Genomic DNA, 16,785 nt, shown 5'->3' with positions numbered 1-16,785 from the left:
CGATATATTAAATTTTAAGCTTTTATATCTACTGCAACTCCTGCTGGTATGTTAACCTTTAATAAATTGGTTACTGTTTCAGGTGATGCATCATAGATATAAATAACTCTTTTATGTACTTTCTTTTCAAATTGTTCCATTGAATAAGAATATTTATGTGGTGATCTGATCACTGAATAAACACTTCTTTCAACGGGTAAAGGTATAGGTCCAGATACTTTTGCATCAGCTTCTTTTACAGCTTCTATAATCTTCTTAGCTGATTCATCCAATAATCTGTGATCATAAGCCTTTAACCTTATTTTTATGAATTTTTTACCCATGTGAGCTATTTCGCCTCCTTCATTTCGAATAATAAGGGGAGCTTAGTGCCCCCCTGTAATTTTTTCCTTAAATATTTTATCTTTTTTTTATTTCAAAATTGTTTTATTACTCTATTATTTCTGTAACAGCACCAGCACCAACTGTTCTTCCGCCTTCTCTTATAGCAAATCTCATACCTGCTTCAAGAGCTACTGGGAAGATTAATTCTATTGTCATTGTGATGTTGTCACCAGGCATTACCATTTCTGCTCCGCCATCAAATTCTTCTAATGTTCCTGTAACATCAGCGGTTCTGATATAGAACTGTGGTCTGTATCCTTTTGTGAATGGTGTATGTCTTCCGCCTTCTTCTTTCTTCAATACATAAACCTGTGCTTTAAATTTTTTGTGTGGAGTAACTGAACCTGGTTTTGCCAATACTTGTCCTCTTTTAACATCGTCTTTTCCTATACCTCTTAAAAGACATCCAACATTATCTCCAGCTGTACCTTCGTCTAATTCTTTTCTGAACATTTCAACACCTGTACATACTGTTTTATGAGTTTCTGCTGAATTTCCAACTATTTCAATTTCATCTGATGGATGAATTGTTCCTCTTTCAACTCTACCAGTAACAACTGTTCCTCTACCAGTAATTGTGAATATATCTTCAACAGGCATCAAGAATGGTTGATCTGCAGCTCTTTCTGGTTCTGGGAAATAATTATCAACTTCATCCATTAATTCATAGATATGTTGCATCCATTCACCATCAGCTGAATCTTCTTCTAATGCTTTAAGTGCTGATCCTCTAACTACTGGAAGATCGTCTCCTGGGAATTCATAAGATGATAATAAATCTCTTACTTCCATTTCAACTAAGTCTATTAATTCTTCATCATCAACCATATCAACTTTGTTTATGAAAACTACAAGCGCAGGAACATTAACCTGTCTTGCAAGAAGAACGTGTTCTCTTGTCTGTGGCATAACACCATCTGTTGCTGCAACAACAAGTATTCCTCCGTCCATCTGTGCCGCACCAGTTATCATATTTTTAATATAGTCAGCATGGCCTGGACAGTCTATATGAGCATAATGTCTCTTTGCTGTCTGATATTCAACGTGAGTAACACTTATAGTGATACCTCTTGCTCTTTCTTCTGGAGCCTTATCGATCATGTCAAACGGAGTGAAATCAGCTCCACCTTTGAGTGACATTGCCTTTGTTATAGCTGCTGTTAATGTGGTTTTACCATGGTCAATATGTCCAATTGTTCCTATATTCATATGGACTTTGTCTCTAATAAACTTTTCTTTTGCCATTACGGGTTCCCCTCCTCGTTTTTTAAATGATTTTTATAATCATTTGCAATTATACATTATTTTTTTTTATTGTTCAAGCGTTTTATTACTCTTTATTTATTAATTTTTCAGCAACGCTGTTTGGAACTTCTGCATAGTGATCAAATTGTATAGAATTGGTAGCTCTACCTTGTGATAATGATCTCATAGCTGTTGCATAACCAAATAATTCTGATAATGGTACGAATGCATGAATTACTCTTGTATTTGAGTTACCAACATTATCAAATCCATCTATTCTACCTCTTCTTGAATTTAAGTCAGCTATTATATCTCCCATATATTCTTCTGGAGTTGTAACATCAACTTTCATGACAGGTTCAAGTAATACAGGTTTTGCTTTTTTAGTTGCTTCTTTTAAAGCCATAGATCCTGCTATTTTGAATGCCATTTCTGAAGAGTCAACTTCATGATAAGATCCATCAAATAATGTAGCTTTAACATTAACCATTGGATATCCAGCAAGAACTCCATTATTTAAAGCTTCTTTTATTCCATTTTCTACAGCCGGTATGTATTCTTTTGGTATAACTCCACCAACAACTTTGTTTTCAAATATAAATGTTTTTTCTGAATTTAAAGGTAATGGTTCTACTATTATCTTTACATGACCATATTGACCTTTACCACCTGACTGTCTTACATATTTTGTTTCTACTTCTTTTCTTTCTTTTATCGTTTCTCTATAAGCAACCTGTGGGCTACCTACTTTTACATCTACATTATATTCTCTTTTTATTCTATCTACGATTACTTCTAAATGAAGTTCTCCCATTCCTGCAAGTATAGTTTCTCCCGTTTCATGATCAACGTATGCTTTCAAGCTTGGATCTTCTTCTATTAAACCTGATAAAGCTTTTGATAATTTTTGTTCATCATTTTTTGTCTCTGGCTCAATAGAAAGGAAAATAACAGGTTCTGGAAATTCAACTTTTTCAAGAATTAATCCGGAATTTTCAGATGCTAATGTATCTCCAGTTGTTGTATCTTTTAACCCTACTATTGCAACGATATCTCCTGCTCTTACAGAATCTACTTCTTCTCTTTTATCTGAATGCATGAATACCAATCTTGATACTCTTTCTTTTTTACTTTTTGTTGTATTCATTACATATGATCCTTTATCGAGTTTTCCAGAATATACTCTTGCAAATGTAAGTTTTCCAACAAATGGATCTACCATTATTTTAAATGCTAATGCAAGGAAATCTTCATTTTTTGTAGGATATACTTCTTTTATAAATTCTCCCGTATCCTCATCAAAAGCTTTTATTGGAGGCATATCTTCTGGAGAAGGTAAATAATCTACTATTGCATCCAATACAGGTTGTACACCTTTATTCTTGAATGCACTTCCACAAAATACTGGAACTAATTGATTTGAAATTGTTCCTTTTCTTATAGCAGATTTTAATTTATCTAATGGTACTTCTTCTCCACCTATATAAAGTTCCATCAACTCTTCATCAAATTCAGCTGCTGCTGCAATTAAATCTTCTCTTTTTTCTTCGCATACAGAAACTAAATCTTCTGGTATATCTATTTTTTCAAAATTTTTTCCTTCTTCGTCTAACCATTTATATGCTGTCATTGTAACTAAATCTATTATTCCTTCGAAATCTGCTTCAGCTCCAATAGGTACTTCCATAGCTACTGGATTTGCACCAAGTTTATCTATCATTGTCTGAACAGCATTAAAAAAGTTTGCTCCAATTTTATCCATTTTATTCATGAAAGCAACTCTTGGTACTTGATATTTATCCGCTTGTCTCCAAACTGTTTCTGATTGCGGTTCTACACCAACCTGTGCATCAAATACAGCAACAGCTCCATCAAGAACTCTCAATGATCTTTCAACTTCTACTGTAAAATCAACGTGACCTGGTGTATCAATTATATTTATTCTATTATCTTTCCAAAAAGCAGTTGTAGCTGCTGATGTGATTGTTATTCCTCTTTCTTTTTCTTGTTCCATCCAATCCATTTCAGCAGTTCCATCATCTGTAGAACCTAATTTATGCTTTGTCCCAGTATAGAATAAAATTCTTTCTGTGGTTGTAGTTTTACCAGCATCTATATGTGCAATTATCCCTATATTTCTTGTTTTATCAAGGGGGTAAACTCTCTCTTTCAAAACAACTCCCTCCTATTATTACCAGCGATAGTGAGCAAACGCCTTGTTTGCTTCTGCCATTTTATGAGTATCGTCTCTTTTCTTAACTGCAATTCCTGTTTCATTGAAAGCATCCAAAAGTTCTTGTGATAATCTATCTACCATAGGTTTTCCTTGTTTGCTTCTTGCAGCTGTAACTATCCATCTTAACGCTAATGATATTGCTTTTCTTTCTGGTACTTCGAATGGAACCTGATAAGTAGCCCCACCTATTCTTCTTGATCTTACTTCTACTACAGGTCTAACATTTCCTAAAGCTTTATGGAATGCATCAACTGGTTTCTCTCCAGTTTTTTCTGCTAATCTTTCTAATGATTCATAAACTATTTTTTGAGCTTTTGATTTTTTTCCATCTACCATTATTCTATTTACAAGTTTTGAAACTAAAATATCATTATAAACTGGATCTGGAGCTATTGCTCTTTTCTCCGCTCTTCTTCTTCTCATCTATTCAACCCTCCTTATTATTTCTTAGGTCTCTTTGTTCCATATTTTGATCTGGACTGATTTCTTCCTTCTACTCCAGAAGCATCGAGTGTTCCTCTTATTATTCTATATCTAACACCAGGTAAATCTTTTGCTCTTCCACCTCTTAATAGAACGTTTGAATGTTCTTGTAGATTATGACCCTCACCTGGGATATAAGCTGTTACTTCTATTCCGTTTGATAGTCTAACCCTTGCAATCTTTCTTAAAGCTGAGTTAGGTTTTTTTGGTGTCATTGTTGATACCCTAACACATACTCCTCTTTTTTGTGGGTTTCCCTTTAAAGCAGGAGATTTTGTTTTACTTTTTGATGTTTTTCTTCCAAAACGAATCAATTGATTAATCGTTGGCATATTTATTATTGCCCTCCTTCCTTATCTTTTTTATAAAATACCACGTTATATTTTACATTATATAATTTTACTTTTCAATTAAGTTGAGTTAACATTATATTTTAATTAGCCTAAATACGCCTGAAGCGTTTTCCACGCTTCAGGTGTTTATTTTTATAAATATCCAACTCTCATTTTATTAACTTTATCTTCTGAAATCTTTTTTATGAAATCATTTTCACTTTTTATAAATACAAAAGAATTTCTTAAATATGGGTTAGTTGAACCCGTTGTTTGTTTTAATATATATAATTCATCTTTTGCCCTCGTTATCGCAACATAAAACAATCTTTCTTCTTCATCTAAATTTTTTTCTTTTATTGCCATACCATTTGGAAAATCTCCTGGATTTGCCGAAATTATTATTACTACTTTCCATTCAAGTCCTTTTGAGCCATGAACTGTTGTTAAAGTTATTTCATCTTTTTTATCATTTTTATCTGAAGGTCTAACTTCTATATTTTCACTTAAAGTCATATCTTCAAGAAATTTTCCAGTATTTTCATATTTACTTGAAATTTCAGAAAACCTTTCTATATCCATATTTCTGGATCTTGAATTTTTATAATTTAAATTTGAATATTCTTTATAAAAATTTTCATATATTTCGTTTATTAAATTTTGAGGTTTATCATCTCTTTTTTTATATATTTTTGTAAGTAATTCGTATATATCTTTTGTTTTTTTATTTGAAAGTTTATCAAATATATCTAAAATATTTATTCCTTCTGAAAGATTAGAAATTATACTTTCATAATTTCTAACTGCCGTTTTTGTACCTATTCCAGGAAAAAGTTTCATCACTCTTATCCAAGAAATCTTATCATAAGGATTATAAAGTATTTTTAAAAAAGATAAAATATCTTTAATATGTCTTGTTTCTATAAAGCGTTTCCCTGATAATAATTTATATGGGATTAACTTCGAATCTAATTTTTGTTGTAATGACATAGATAGAGCATGTGATCTATAAAGTATAGCTATATCATTATATTCTATTCCCTCTTCTATTTTTTCATCTATTATCTTTATAACGGCTTCTGATTGTTCAAGATCATCAAAAGTTTCTATTATGGTAGGTTTTAAATAAGGTTTCCTTTTAGCATTTAAATGTTTTTTTACAGATGATGTTGGAATCATATCATTTATAAGATTTACTATTTCAGGCGTAGATCTATAATTTGTCTGAATTTTAAAAAGTTTTACATTTTTTTCATCCATAAAATCTTTTATATTTTCAAATCTTGCACCTCTAAAAGAATATATACTTTGCGAATCATCTCCAACAGCTATTAAATTTTTATGATAATCAGAAAGCGCTTCTACTATTTCAAGTTGTATTTTATTAGTATCTTGAAATTCATCTACAAGGACATATCTATATCTTTTAGATATATATTTTAAAAGTTCTTTATCAGATTTTAAAAGCATAGCTGTATTTATCAATAGATCATCATAGTCCATAGCATTTATTTCTTTTTTTAATTCTTGATATTTTATCCATATTTGTTCAATATCATTTTCATATTCTATTAAAAAAGAAGATATCTCTAATATAGATTCTCTTAAAGATTTTAATGTGTTAGAAGAATAACTTATTATTTTCAATATTACATTTTCTTTAGGTATTTTTTTTGCATAATCGCCTAATTTTTCACAGTATTCATTTCTTGCAATTTTCATTAGATCTTTTGAATCTTCACTATCAAGTATTGTAAAATTATTGTTAAAACCAATTTTGGATGCATATACTCTTAAGATATAATTACAAAAATGATGAAAAGTTCCCGCCATCATACCATTTAATTCCATATTAGTAACATTTTTTACTCTTTCTATCATTTGTTTTGCAGCAGCTCTTGTAAAAGTTAAAAGAAGTATATTTTCTGGTTTTATATCATTATAAATTAAATAAGCTATTTTATAAGTTATAACTCTTGTTTTTCCTGACCCAGGACCTGCAATAATCAATGATTTTCCATTTGATTTGATAACTGATTCATATTGTTCTTCATCTAATTCTTCTTTGAAAAATGCAGGAATTTTTGGCTGAATTTCAAAAACTCCTTCGTTTTCTAACATAAAAATCCCCCATTAAAATATTTTTTTGCCAAGCATCGCACTTAATTCTTTTAATTGAGCACTTCTACTTGGATGTCTTAATTTTCTAAGTGCTTTTACCTCTATTTGTCTAATTCTTTCTCTCGTTACATTGAAAAATTTCCCGACTTCTTCTAAAGTCTTTACTTTTCCATCTAATAATCCGTATCTCATCTTTAAAACTGTAGCTTCTTTTGGTTGTAATGTATCAAGTATCTTTTCTATTTCTTCTCTTAATATCATTTTAACTGCTGCTTCTTCTGGTTGATCAGCATTATTATCAGCCAAGAAGTCTCCTAATGAAGTATCATCATCATCAGAACCCCCTATTGGAGAATCAGCTGATATAGTTTCTCTTGCCGCTAAAAGAATTTCATCTATTTTTTCAACTGGTTTATCCATTAACTTTGCAAGTTCTTCATTAGTAGGATATTCTCCATTCTCTTGTAAATATTCTCTTATAACTTTATTCAATCTATTTATAGTTTCAACCATATGCACAGGTATTCTTATGGTTCTTGCCTGATCTGCTATTGCTCTTGTTATTGCTTGTCTTATCCACCAAGTTGCATATGTAGAAAATTTAAATCCTTTTTTCCAATCAAATTTATTTACTGCTTTTATCAGTCCTATATTTCCTTCTTGAATTAAATCTAAAAAACTCAATCCTCTTCCCGTATATCTTTTTGCTATACTTATTACAAGTCTTAAATTTGCTTTTATCAATTCATCTCTTGCTCTTTGATCACCTTTTTGTGCTCTCATTGCTATTAATCTCTCTCTTTTTGGTGTCAAAAGTCCAATTTTACCTATTTCTTTTAAATATATTTTTATGGGATCATTTAAAGATATATTATCAAACATTTGAAAATCTGTAGCATTAAAAATTTCATATAATTCTTCACTATCTGCTTGTTCTTCTTCATCATCTTCTTGCGTATCATCTATTATTTCAATACCTTCTTTTTCTAAAGCAAGATATATTCTTTCTATAAAATCAGAATCTATAAGATCAGCCATTTGTTGAGGTATAGCTTTATCTATCATTTCATATGTTAATGTATAATTATTATCAATCCCCATTTTTCTTAGGTCTAATACCATTTTTTCTAGTTTTTTTCTATATTTTGTTTTGTCCCTTTTTATTTTTACTTTATCATCATCTATTATTTCTAAGTTTCCTAAATCTTTTATTGCATCACTTACCTGAACTTTTGACGCCTTATCTTTTCCCATTTAAATATTCCCTCCATGCTTTTTTAATTTAGAATATAATTTTATTATGTCTTTTGTAATATTTGCTCTAATAAATGGTTCTTCAGTATTTTTTAATTCATCTTTTAATGATTCAATTTTTTTCAAAGTATTTATTCTATCTATTGATTTCATAAGTTTTGAATAAATTCTCTCTGGCTCAAATATATAATCAACTTTCCATATTTCAGATATTATTTGAGAAAGCTCTTCAGATGAATCCTCTATTATTTGAGAAAGTTCTTTTCCTTCTTTTAAAGAAGTTATAAATTCTCTTAATGGATTTTCTGGTAGTATATCTTCTTGTACGCTTTCTATCTTTTTTCTATACTCTGGAAATTTTAGCCATAAATATATAAAAGACTTACCTAAATCATATCTTATTTCTTTTTCGATAATTTGAGTTTTTTGTTTACTTTCATTTATTTTTATATTATTGATTTTTAAATTTTTTGATAATTCTATAAGAACTTTTTTTACAAAATCTTTTTCTCTATCTATTTTTTCTGATATTTTCTCCGAAAAAACTTCCATTATTTCAAATCTATTTGATTGCTGAATTTTTTTATACCAAATAGCCATTTCTTTGAGATATTCTTCTACAGCAAATTCATTTTTTAAATCATAATCTTTAGCTTTTACGTCTACTATATATTCATGAAATTTATACGATTTTTTTAGAATCTCAGCTATATATTTTTTATCATGTTTTTTTGTTAATTCATCTGGATCTTTTGCATCATAATTTGCAACAGCTACTTGAAAACCTTTTTCAAAGAGTAAATCTATAGATGAAATTGTTGCTTTTTCTCCAGCTTTATCCATATCAAACATAGTTATTATTTTATTTGTAGATTTAAACAATTCAAAAGCATGATCTTTTGTTAAATTAGAGCCCAGAACGGCTACTATATTTTTAAAGCCCATTTTATACATGGATATTGCATCGAAATATCCCTCGGTAATTATTGCAAAATCATTTTTTTGTATTATACTTTTTGTTTTATGATACATATACAATATTTTTGATTTTTTAAAATATTTATTTTCTTGACTATTTATATATTTAGGTGAGTTAACATTTTCTATAAGCCTTCCAGCAAAACCAACTAAACTTGAGTTATTATCTCTTATTGGAATTATTAATCTACCATTAAAAAAATCTCTGTCATTTTTTATTAATCCTGAATTTACTGCTATTTCTTTTTCTATCAAGGTATCTTCTAAAACTTTTTCAATTTCTTCACCCGTAGAATATCCAAATTCAAATTCTTCTGCAGTATCTTTATTTATATTTCTATTTTTCAGAAATTCCCAAACTTTATGATATGAAGGAAGATTTAATAATCTATCTATATAAAATTTATTTAAAGATTCATTCAATTCAATCTCTTTTGGCTTTTTATGCGATTTTAAATCAAGATTAACTCCAGCCATATCAGCACACTTTTTTAATGCATCCATAAAAGATTTATTTTCATATTCTTTTATAAAAGTTATAGCATCTCCATGAGCACCACAACCAAAACAATGATATGTTTGTGTTTCAGGAAAAATATAAAAAGATGGTGTATCTTCAGCATGAAAAGGACATAAAGCTGTATAGTTTTTACCAGCTCTTTTAATACTTATATAGCTTGATATTATATCTTCAATTTTTAGTATATTTTTTATTTCTTCAGCCTTTAACTTCAAATCTTCATAAGCCATATTTTATTTCTCCTTCTCTGACTAAAAAAGAACGGCTCTTTGTGAGCCGTTCTGGACATTTTTGTATATAAAAATATTATCTCTTTGAGAATTGTGCTCTCTTTCTTGCCTTTCTGAGACCAACTTTCTTTCTTTCTACAACTCTTGGATCTCTTGTAAGCATTCCCATTTTCTTTAGTTCTGTTCTCAAATCATTATCATATTCTAATAATGCTCTTGCAACACCAAGTCTAACTGCTCCAGCTTGTCCACTTAATCCTCCACCATGAACTCTAACAACAAAATCAAACTTGTTTTCCAATCCTACAACTGTTATAGGATCTATAGCATGTTTTTCCCAAACTGCATTCTTAAAATAATCTACAAATTTATCATAATCTTTTCCATTTATTTTTATTTTACCTGTACCTGGTCTTAAATGTACTCTTGCAACTGCGGTTTTTCTTCTACCAGTACCGTAGTAATCAATAAATTCAGCCATACTTAACCCTCCTTATTTAAGATCTAATAATTCTGGATTTTGAGCTGAATGTGGATGCTCTGTACCAGCATAGATCTTTAATTTTTTTAACATTTGTTTAGCAAGTAAATTTTTTGGAAGCATACCTTTAACTGCATGTTCCAAAACTCTTTCAGGATGTTTTTCCAACATTTCTTTAACGGATGTTGTTTTTAAACCTCCTGGGTAACCTGTATGGCGGTAGTATTCTTTCTGTTCCATCTTTTTACCTGTTAAATTTATCTTTTCTGCATTTATAACAACAACAAAATCTCCAGTATCTATACTTGGAGTATATATAGGTTTATTTTTTCCTTGTAATACTTTTGCAATTTGAGATGCTAATCTTCCCAATGTTTTTCCTTCTGCATCTACAAGATACCATTTTCTATCGATATCTTCTTTCTTTGCATGAAATGATTTTTGTGTCATTTTGGAATTCATTTTCCATCCTCCTTTCGTTATTTAACTCACTTTAATTCTTTTGTTTAATAAATGAGCAATAATCGAGTCTATAAAAAATTTTATTAAATTAAAAATAACCGTTAAAACAAAAAACTGAAACATATTTATAGGTAATGTATTTATAAATTCTGATGTTTTCATATTTGTATAAACAGGAATTGAAATAAAATAGTTCATAAAAAATAGTACAAATCCAACTATTAGACTATCTATAAAATATAATATCCATCTGTTTATTTTATCTTTGAATAAATTTAAAATACCTATAAAAACAAAACCAGATATAAAATTCATCAATATTCCTATAAGTCCTCCATCTCCACTTTTAAATATAAACAAAAAACTTTTTACTATAAGTGTTAAAAGAGATGGAACAAATCCATAAACTAAATTAGTGAATATTATCAATGAATCTGATGGATCAAATTTTAAAAATCCAACTACTGGAAAAATAGGAAATTCAATGAAAGTCAGTAAAAATGAAATAGCACCTATTATACCAGCTATTGCAATTTTTCTACTGCTGTTCATATCATATTACCTCTTAATTCTCAGCGTATACATTAGCATACTTTCTGTTGTTTTTAGTTTCAAATCTAACAATACCATCTGTTTTAGCAAATAATGTAAAATCTCTTCCTAAGCCCACATTCTTTCCTGGGTGAATTTTTGTACCTCTTTGTCTTAGAATAATTGATCCTGCTGGCACTCTAGAACCTTCTCCAGCTTTTACTCCAAGATACTTTGGATTACTATCCTTTTTGTTCCAATCGGAACCACGCTTTTTAGCCATTCTTCATTTCACCTCAACTTTCACGTAATCAGGATAATTTTTTTCAATTCCTTTAATCGTTTCTATTAAATATTTGACCAATTTATTTGAAAAGTCATTTTTTTCTAAAAGATCTATCTTTAAATAACCTTCAGAAATTTTAAATGAAGCTAACTTTTCTTTACTTAATACATTAGCAACAAATTGAGTCAAAGTACTGACAGCACTGCAAACTATATCTTTTTTATATAAATCATTTGATGCATGACCTTTTATAAGAATATAATTTTTTTCAAATAAAACTTTTATCATTACGCTTCAATAGTTTTTATTTTTAATTCAGTATAAAGCTGTCTATGTCCTTTTCTCTTTCTGAAGTTTTTTCTTCCTTTAAACTTTAGAATCTTTATTTTTCTATCTTTTCCATGTTCAACAACTTCAGCTGTAACCTTTCCACCTTCTATGAAAGGTTTACCAACCTTTGTTTCTGCATCATTCTTGAAGAATATTACTTTGTCAAAAACGAATTCTGATCCGGCTTCAACTCCATTAACCTTTTCAGTAATCAATGTTTGACCTTCTTCTACTTTATACTGCTTTCCACCAAAGTCAATAATTGCGTACATAAAGTCACCTCCTGTATTGGAATAATTATTATGGCCCAAGGTACTCAATCTTTGTTGAGCTTTGATACCAGGATCCATTTACGTATTTTATCATCATTTGAAAGAATTTTTATGAAAGTATTGTTAATTTTTTATAAGCAATAGTATTGATCTACAAGTTTTATTTTTTTGTTTTCTATCATTTTGTCAAAATAAGGTTTTAATTTAAATTCATTGACAAAATCCTTATGTATGCCTTTTAATATTCCACCATATTCTTTTATCTTTTTTAAATTATAATATAAAATTTTTTCAGGTTCTTCCCTTGAAAAAGCCGTCACTTCCATAGTATAATCTTTTAAAAATTTATAAAAATTCTTGGCAAATTCTTTATCTTCTTTAATTCTTTTAAATAACTCTTCATCTTCTATAAATTCATACTCTACATCTGTAAAACAATAATAATCAATTATTCCAATTTCATATTGGAATTTGTCTATTGCAAGAAAATCTCCTTGCTTATAAACATAAGATAAAAAAATTTTATCTTTATAATAAGTTATTCCACCAACTATTCCTTTTTTTATCAAATAAATCCCATTTAATTTTGAACCAAAACTTTTCAAATTCATAAAATTCATATTTTATCACCCTCTGAGATCATTTTATTGTTTATATATCTCATAGAGTAATCTACCCAATTGTTTATACCGTTGAATCTCAAAAATTCCCAATTTTTCTTTAAATATTTATTTATTTTATCAATATTTTCTATTTTTATAGCTGACATATAAACAAGATATAAAACAAGAGCTCTATCATTTATTGTAATAGCTATGTCTATTAATTCATCAAAAAATACTTCTAATTCAGATTGTTCAACTTCATATTTATTTAAACCTTTTTTAAAATAATTTATCAATTTTGATATATTGAGTTCTAAAATAAAATTTTTCAATAATTTTTTATATTCTTCAAAACTTTCTGGTAAATCTATTTGTTCTTCTTTATCAAAAAAGAAATTAAAATTATCAAAAAATTCTTTTAATTCATCATTTTCTTCAATATCAAAATATTCTTCATCATTATTACTAGAAAAAAGTTCCAATTTATAATTTATTATTTTATTAGGATCCGCATAGCTCTTTTCTATGGGAAAATACATTAAATTATTTGTTATTTTTGAAATTTCTTGAATAAAATTTTTTATTATAGAATCATCTATATCATTAAAATCATCAAATTCTTCTATTTTAATATTCGACAAAGACTTCAAACCCTTTGCAATAGGTAATTGCAATATATAAGAAACAATAGAAATAAAAGTACCCTCTAAATACTCCTTATTACCATCTGTTAATCTACCTTCTCTTATATAAAATATTTTTTTTGGTATTTCTCCTTCTTTTATAAAATATTTTCCTTTTTTTAACTGTATCATAGTTAAAGCCCCTTTTCACTTATAAACTCTATTATTAAAGATGCTTGATCAGGATATAAATATTTTATTTCATCTGATATATTCAAAAGTTTTTTCTTGATTTCATCTGTAATACTTATATTTTCTAAATAATTTCTTAGATTGTATCCATTTTGTATAAATGAATAAGGATCTTTCATAAAATCTACGAGATTGATATTTTTCCATTCATTTATTCTATTAACTACATCTGGATATATATATTCTAATTGTGAATTTGCTTCTTTTAATTTTTCATTCAAATCATCTGTAGAGTATTTTAATTTTGAAAATTTTAAATATTCTATAACATCCATTCCCTTTGAAACAAAAGTTATAGGGTCTTCAAAAAAATCCAGTTTTTGTTCATCATCATATGCATTCATATATTTTGGAACTTTCAAATTATAACCCGAATATATAAAGTTTTTTACTATATTTCCAGCTACAGGAACAGCCGATGTTGAAGATAATAAATCTACACCATCTACTCTAACTACTATACTTTTGTTTCCAGTATATCCTGAAAACCATGTCGATAACTCAGGAGTTCCCGTTTTTCCATGAAGATCTATTCCTTCTATATTTATTCTCTTTGCAGATCCTCTTTCTACAACTTGTCTCAATAGATTATTCATAGAAGAATAAGTCTTTATAGATATTTCATCTATTTTTTTATCTATCTCAGGATATTTTTTGTATATTAAATTACCTTTTCTATCATATATTTCTGATATTGTATATATTTTTGGTATTAATCCATAGTTTGGAAATATTGTAAAAGCTTTTATTAATTCAAAAGGATTTGTTTCAACAGTTCCCAATGCAAGTGTTAAATCTTCTGGATACATGCCTTTAAGTCCTATATCAGATTCTAAAAAATTCTTTATTTTTTCTATTGAATCTGTTGGTGATTTTTCAATATGAGTTGCTAAATATATAGACGGTATATTTATAGATTTAACTATGGCATCTTCAAGACTTATTTCACCTCTAAAATTTTTGTCATAATTATTTGGTCTCCATCCTCCAAAATCCATAGGTTCATCGGGAAGTATAGTATCGAATGTATAGCCTTTATCTAATGCTAATGCATAATAAAAAGGTTTTATCACAGAACCAATTTGTTTATTAGAAATGAATATCGAGTATTCTCCACCCCAAAAAGATTCAACAGATCCGGTCTTATTATTTATAACTATTGAAGATTCAGAAGCATTTAATGTAAAAGAATCATATAAATCTCTATTAAAAGTTGTTTTTATTTTATAACCTCCACCTTTTAAGTTTAATGCTTCTTCTTCTTTTTTTACTTGATAAATAAAATCTAAATAATCCTCTTTATAATCTAATTTATATATTTGTATATCATTAACCATTTTTTCTATGTTTGATTTATCAAACTTTATCAATTCATTTCCATGAATGGAATTTAAAAGAATTGAAGCTTGATTTTTAGCTCTATCTGGATATTTATACGGATTATATAATTCTGGTCCATTAATTATTCCAACTAACATAGACATTTCATTATAATCTAAATCATTTAAATCTTTTTTGAAATATCTCTCTGAAGCCGCCCCAAATCCAGAAATATCATTTCCAAGATAAACACTATTCATATAAGCCTCTAATATTTCATCTTTTGTATAAGATCTTTCCAAGAAAAATGCCAGCATCATATCCATAACTTTTCTCATAATAGTTTTTTCATTGGTCAAATATAAAGTTTTCGCGAGTTGTTGACTCAAAGTTGATCCACCTTGAGAAAAAGATCTATTTTTAATATTTATAAGAGTAGCTCTGAACAGAGCCTTTATATTAACTCCATAATGCTCATAAAAATCCCTATCTTCAGACCATAAAAGCATATATATTAATTCTTCTGGAATATCTTCTAAATTAACATATTTGTATTTTGTTGGGAGAATACTTTCACCATCTTCGAACAAATATGTATTATAATTTGAATTGACAAAAAATATGGATGATGTATTTTTATAAAAATTACTTGTATGTATAAATAAAAATATAAAGAAAAATATTCCTATAAAAAATCCTATTAAATAACTTTTCAACTTTATTCCTCCAATTATTAATTTTTCAAAACAAATTATATCATATAGTTCTTAAAATTTTTTTATATTTAATAATTTGATGAAATTAATTTAGTATAATTATAAAGCTTAAGTTTTTAAAATAAAACTAAAAAAACATAATAATATTATTATGATATGATAAAATGGAAGGAGTATATTTTTTATGAAATATATGTTAAAATTAAAAAAATATGGGAATTTAGCTTTCACTTCACATAGAGACTTCATAAGCATCATAGAATATACCTTGAGAAGAGCTAAATGTCCTCTTGAATTTTCTAAAGGATTTAGTCCAAAACCAATTTTTTCTTATACTTCAGCTTTACCTTTGGGATATATCAACAGAGAACTTTATATAATAGTAAATACAAAAAAAAGCTTTAATTTTGAAATTTTGAATTCTTGTTCTCCAAAAGGTCTTAAATTAATAGAATTTCAAGAAAAAAATGATGATTTTAATATCAATGAAGAAATAGATAAGTTTAAATTTAGAATATATATATCTGAAAATATATATGAAAACTTTAAAAATATGGATTTAATTCAAAAGGGACAAAATTTTTACAATAAAAATGAAATTTTTGAAGACTTGAAATGTTATAATAATAATAATAAAATATACATATTAGAATTTTTTCAAAATACAAAAAATATTTTTAATTTTTATAAAATAATAAATAAAATGAACTTAAAGAATTTTATTTATTATCCTTACTGTATTGAAACCGTCTGGAGGGGTTAATATGAAAAAAATTATTGTTGTCGATGATTCTGAAGTATTGAGAAAGATAATAACTTTTAATCTTAAAACATCTGGTTATGATGTGATAGAAGCATCTAATGGAAAAGAAGGCTTAGAAAAAATTTTATCAGAAAAACCTGATCTCGTATGCCTTGATATTATGATGCCCATAATGGATGGCTTTACAGTATTAAAAGAACTTAAAGGTATAGATATAAAAATTCCGATCATAGTATTAACTGCTAAAGGTGGAGAATCTGATGAAGAAACAGCCTTATCACTTGGTGCAAAAAAAGTATTAACAAAACCGTTCAGTCCAAAATCTTTAATAGATACGGTAAATGAATTAGTGGGTGAATGA

The 16,785-nt window shown here is 27.8% G+C and carries 19 protein-coding genes; 2 read left to right on the top strand and 17 right to left on the bottom strand.

The genetic code is table 11. From position 1 onward, the window contains the following. Positions 1 to 14: 14 nt before the first annotated feature. From rpsJ to C7380_RS08955, 17 genes are all read right to left on the bottom strand, one after another. Positions 15 to 323: a 30S ribosomal protein S10 gene (rpsJ, locus tag C7380_RS09035; protein WP_109605181.1), complete on the bottom strand. Its 309-nt coding sequence runs from the start codon at positions 321 to 323 to the stop codon at positions 15 to 17. Between the two features lie 106 nt (positions 324 to 429). After that, entirely contained in the window at positions 430 to 1,629 is a 1,200-nt protein-coding gene (tuf, locus tag C7380_RS09030) for an elongation factor Tu (RefSeq protein ID WP_109605180.1), read from the bottom strand. Between the two features lie 85 nt (positions 1,630 to 1,714). Further along, positions 1,715 to 3,802, bottom strand: a complete 2,088-nt coding sequence (gene fusA, locus C7380_RS09025) for an elongation factor G (RefSeq protein ID WP_109605179.1) — start codon at positions 3,800 to 3,802, stop codon at positions 1,715 to 1,717. An 18-nt stretch (positions 3,803 to 3,820) separates the two neighbouring features. Then, positions 3,821 to 4,288, bottom strand: coding sequence for a 30S ribosomal protein S7 (gene rpsG, locus C7380_RS09020; protein WP_109605178.1), 468 nt, complete (start codon positions 4,286 to 4,288; stop codon positions 3,821 to 3,823). A gap of 17 nt (positions 4,289 to 4,305) precedes the next feature. After that, positions 4,306 to 4,680, bottom strand: a complete 375-nt coding sequence (gene rpsL / locus C7380_RS09015) for a 30S ribosomal protein S12 (protein WP_109605177.1) — start codon at positions 4,678 to 4,680, stop codon at positions 4,306 to 4,308. 153 nt (positions 4,681 to 4,833) lie between these two features. Then, positions 4,834 to 6,801, bottom strand: a complete 1,968-nt coding sequence (locus tag C7380_RS09010; RefSeq protein ID WP_109605176.1) for an ATP-dependent helicase — start codon at positions 6,799 to 6,801, stop codon at positions 4,834 to 4,836. A 12-nt stretch (positions 6,802 to 6,813) separates the two neighbouring features. Continuing rightward, positions 6,814 to 8,055, bottom strand: a complete 1,242-nt coding sequence (rpoD, locus tag C7380_RS09005) for an RNA polymerase sigma factor RpoD (protein WP_109605175.1) — start codon at positions 8,053 to 8,055, stop codon at positions 6,814 to 6,816. After that, on the bottom strand, positions 8,056 to 9,783 hold the full coding sequence (dnaG, locus tag C7380_RS09000; RefSeq protein WP_109605174.1) for a DNA primase: 1,728 nt from the start codon (positions 9,781 to 9,783) through the stop codon (positions 8,056 to 8,058). It abuts the gene before it with no gap. A gap of 76 nt (positions 9,784 to 9,859) precedes the next feature. Then, positions 9,860 to 10,264: a 30S ribosomal protein S9 gene (gene rpsI, locus C7380_RS08995; protein WP_109605173.1), complete on the bottom strand. Its 405-nt coding sequence runs from the start codon at positions 10,262 to 10,264 to the stop codon at positions 9,860 to 9,862. A gap of 12 nt (positions 10,265 to 10,276) precedes the next feature. After that, a complete protein-coding gene (gene rplM, locus C7380_RS08990; protein ID WP_109605172.1) occupies positions 10,277 to 10,726 on the bottom strand; it encodes a 50S ribosomal protein L13 in 450 nt (149 codons plus the stop codon). Positions 10,727 to 10,747: 21 nt separating this feature from the next. After that, complete coding sequence (locus C7380_RS08985) at positions 10,748 to 11,278, bottom strand: ECF transporter S component (RefSeq protein ID WP_109605171.1); 531 nt, start codon at positions 11,276 to 11,278, stop codon at positions 10,748 to 10,750. Positions 11,279 to 11,291: 13 nt separating this feature from the next. Next, positions 11,292 to 11,540 carry a 50S ribosomal protein L27 gene (rpmA, locus tag C7380_RS08980; RefSeq protein ID WP_109605170.1) on the bottom strand — a complete coding sequence of 83 codons (249 nt, stop codon included), beginning with the start codon at positions 11,538 to 11,540 and terminating at the stop codon, positions 11,292 to 11,294. Positions 11,541 to 11,543: 3 nt separating this feature from the next. Continuing rightward, entirely contained in the window at positions 11,544 to 11,831 is a 288-nt protein-coding gene (locus C7380_RS08975) for a ribosomal-processing cysteine protease Prp (protein WP_109605169.1), read from the bottom strand. After that, positions 11,831 to 12,145: a 50S ribosomal protein L21 gene (gene rplU, locus C7380_RS08970; RefSeq protein ID WP_109605168.1), complete on the bottom strand. Its 315-nt coding sequence runs from the start codon at positions 12,143 to 12,145 to the stop codon at positions 11,831 to 11,833. Before rplU ends, C7380_RS08975 begins: the two co-directional genes overlap by 1 nt. A 131-nt stretch (positions 12,146 to 12,276) precedes the next feature. Then, positions 12,277 to 12,765: a hypothetical protein gene (locus C7380_RS08965; RefSeq protein ID WP_109605167.1), complete on the bottom strand. Its 489-nt coding sequence runs from the start codon at positions 12,763 to 12,765 to the stop codon at positions 12,277 to 12,279. Then, positions 12,762 to 13,565, bottom strand: coding sequence for a hypothetical protein (locus C7380_RS08960; RefSeq protein WP_109605166.1), 804 nt, complete (start codon positions 13,563 to 13,565; stop codon positions 12,762 to 12,764). The genes C7380_RS08965 and C7380_RS08960 overlap by 4 nt, the downstream gene beginning before the upstream one ends. A 2-nt stretch (positions 13,566 to 13,567) precedes the next feature. Further along, positions 13,568 to 15,661 carry a transglycosylase domain-containing protein gene (locus tag C7380_RS08955; RefSeq protein WP_109605165.1) on the bottom strand — a complete coding sequence of 698 codons (2,094 nt, stop codon included), beginning with the start codon at positions 15,659 to 15,661 and terminating at the stop codon, positions 13,568 to 13,570. A 184-nt stretch (positions 15,662 to 15,845) separates the two neighbouring features. Here C7380_RS08955 and C7380_RS08950 point away from each other — a divergent pair, with 184 nt between their 5' ends. Then, the gene (locus C7380_RS08950) at positions 15,846 to 16,424 is read left to right on the top strand and encodes a TIGR03936 family radical SAM-associated protein (protein WP_109605164.1); all 579 of its coding nucleotides are present in this window, start codon (positions 15,846 to 15,848) and stop codon (positions 16,422 to 16,424) included. 1 nt (position 16,425) lies between these two features. Then, positions 16,426 to 16,785 carry a response regulator transcription factor gene (locus tag C7380_RS08945; RefSeq protein ID WP_109605163.1) on the top strand — a complete coding sequence of 120 codons (360 nt, stop codon included), beginning with the start codon at positions 16,426 to 16,428 and terminating at the stop codon, positions 16,783 to 16,785.

Source organism: Oceanotoga teriensis (assembly GCF_003148465.1).
GTDB classification, from domain to species: Bacteria; Thermotogota; Thermotogae; order Petrotogales; family Petrotogaceae; genus Oceanotoga; species Oceanotoga teriensis.
The sequence above is the reverse complement of the archived record's forward strand: the minus strand, read 5'-3'. Positions and strand labels throughout refer to the sequence as shown.

Bases quoted from the DNA above. Each gene is read 5' to 3' on its own strand.
- C7380_RS08960 (WP_109605166.1), bottom strand. From the start codon at position 13,565: ATGATACAGTTAAAAAAAGGAAAATATTTTATAAAAGAAGGAGAAATA.
- C7380_RS08950 (WP_109605164.1), top strand. From the start codon at position 15,846: ATGAAATATATGTTAAAATTAAAAAAATATGGGAATTTAGCTTTCACT.
- rpsG (WP_109605178.1), bottom strand. From the start codon at position 4,288: ATGAGAAGAAGAAGAGCGGAGAAAAGAGCAATAGCTCCAGATCCAGTT.
- rpsI (WP_109605173.1), bottom strand. From the start codon at position 10,264: ATGGCTGAATTTATTGATTACTACGGTACTGGTAGAAGAAAAACCGCA.
- dnaG (WP_109605174.1), bottom strand. From the start codon at position 9,783: ATGGCTTATGAAGATTTGAAGTTAAAGGCTGAAGAAATAAAAAATATA.
- C7380_RS08985 (WP_109605171.1), bottom strand. From the start codon at position 11,278: ATGAACAGCAGTAGAAAAATTGCAATAGCTGGTATAATAGGTGCTATT.
- rpsL (WP_109605177.1), bottom strand. From the start codon at position 4,680: ATGCCAACGATTAATCAATTGATTCGTTTTGGAAGAAAAACATCAAAA.
- C7380_RS08965 (WP_109605167.1), bottom strand. From the start codon at position 12,765: ATGAATTTTATGAATTTGAAAAGTTTTGGTTCAAAATTAAATGGGATT.
- C7380_RS09010 (WP_109605176.1), bottom strand. From the start codon at position 6,801: ATGTTAGAAAACGAAGGAGTTTTTGAAATTCAGCCAAAAATTCCTGCA.
- rplU (WP_109605168.1), bottom strand. From the start codon at position 12,145: ATGTACGCAATTATTGACTTTGGTGGAAAGCAGTATAAAGTAGAAGAA.
- rpoD (WP_109605175.1), bottom strand. From the start codon at position 8,055: ATGGGAAAAGATAAGGCGTCAAAAGTTCAGGTAAGTGATGCAATAAAA.
- C7380_RS08975 (WP_109605169.1), bottom strand. From the start codon at position 11,831: ATGATAAAAGTTTTATTTGAAAAAAATTATATTCTTATAAAAGGTCAT.
- tuf (WP_109605180.1), bottom strand. From the start codon at position 1,629: ATGGCAAAAGAAAAGTTTATTAGAGACAAAGTCCATATGAATATAGGA.
- C7380_RS08945 (WP_109605163.1), top strand. From the start codon at position 16,426: ATGAAAAAAATTATTGTTGTCGATGATTCTGAAGTATTGAGAAAGATA.
- rpmA (WP_109605170.1), bottom strand. From the start codon at position 11,540: ATGGCTAAAAAGCGTGGTTCCGATTGGAACAAAAAGGATAGTAATCCA.
- rpsJ (WP_109605181.1), bottom strand. From the start codon at position 323: ATGGGTAAAAAATTCATAAAAATAAGGTTAAAGGCTTATGATCACAGA.
- rplM (WP_109605172.1), bottom strand. From the start codon at position 10,726: ATGAATTCCAAAATGACACAAAAATCATTTCATGCAAAGAAAGAAGAT.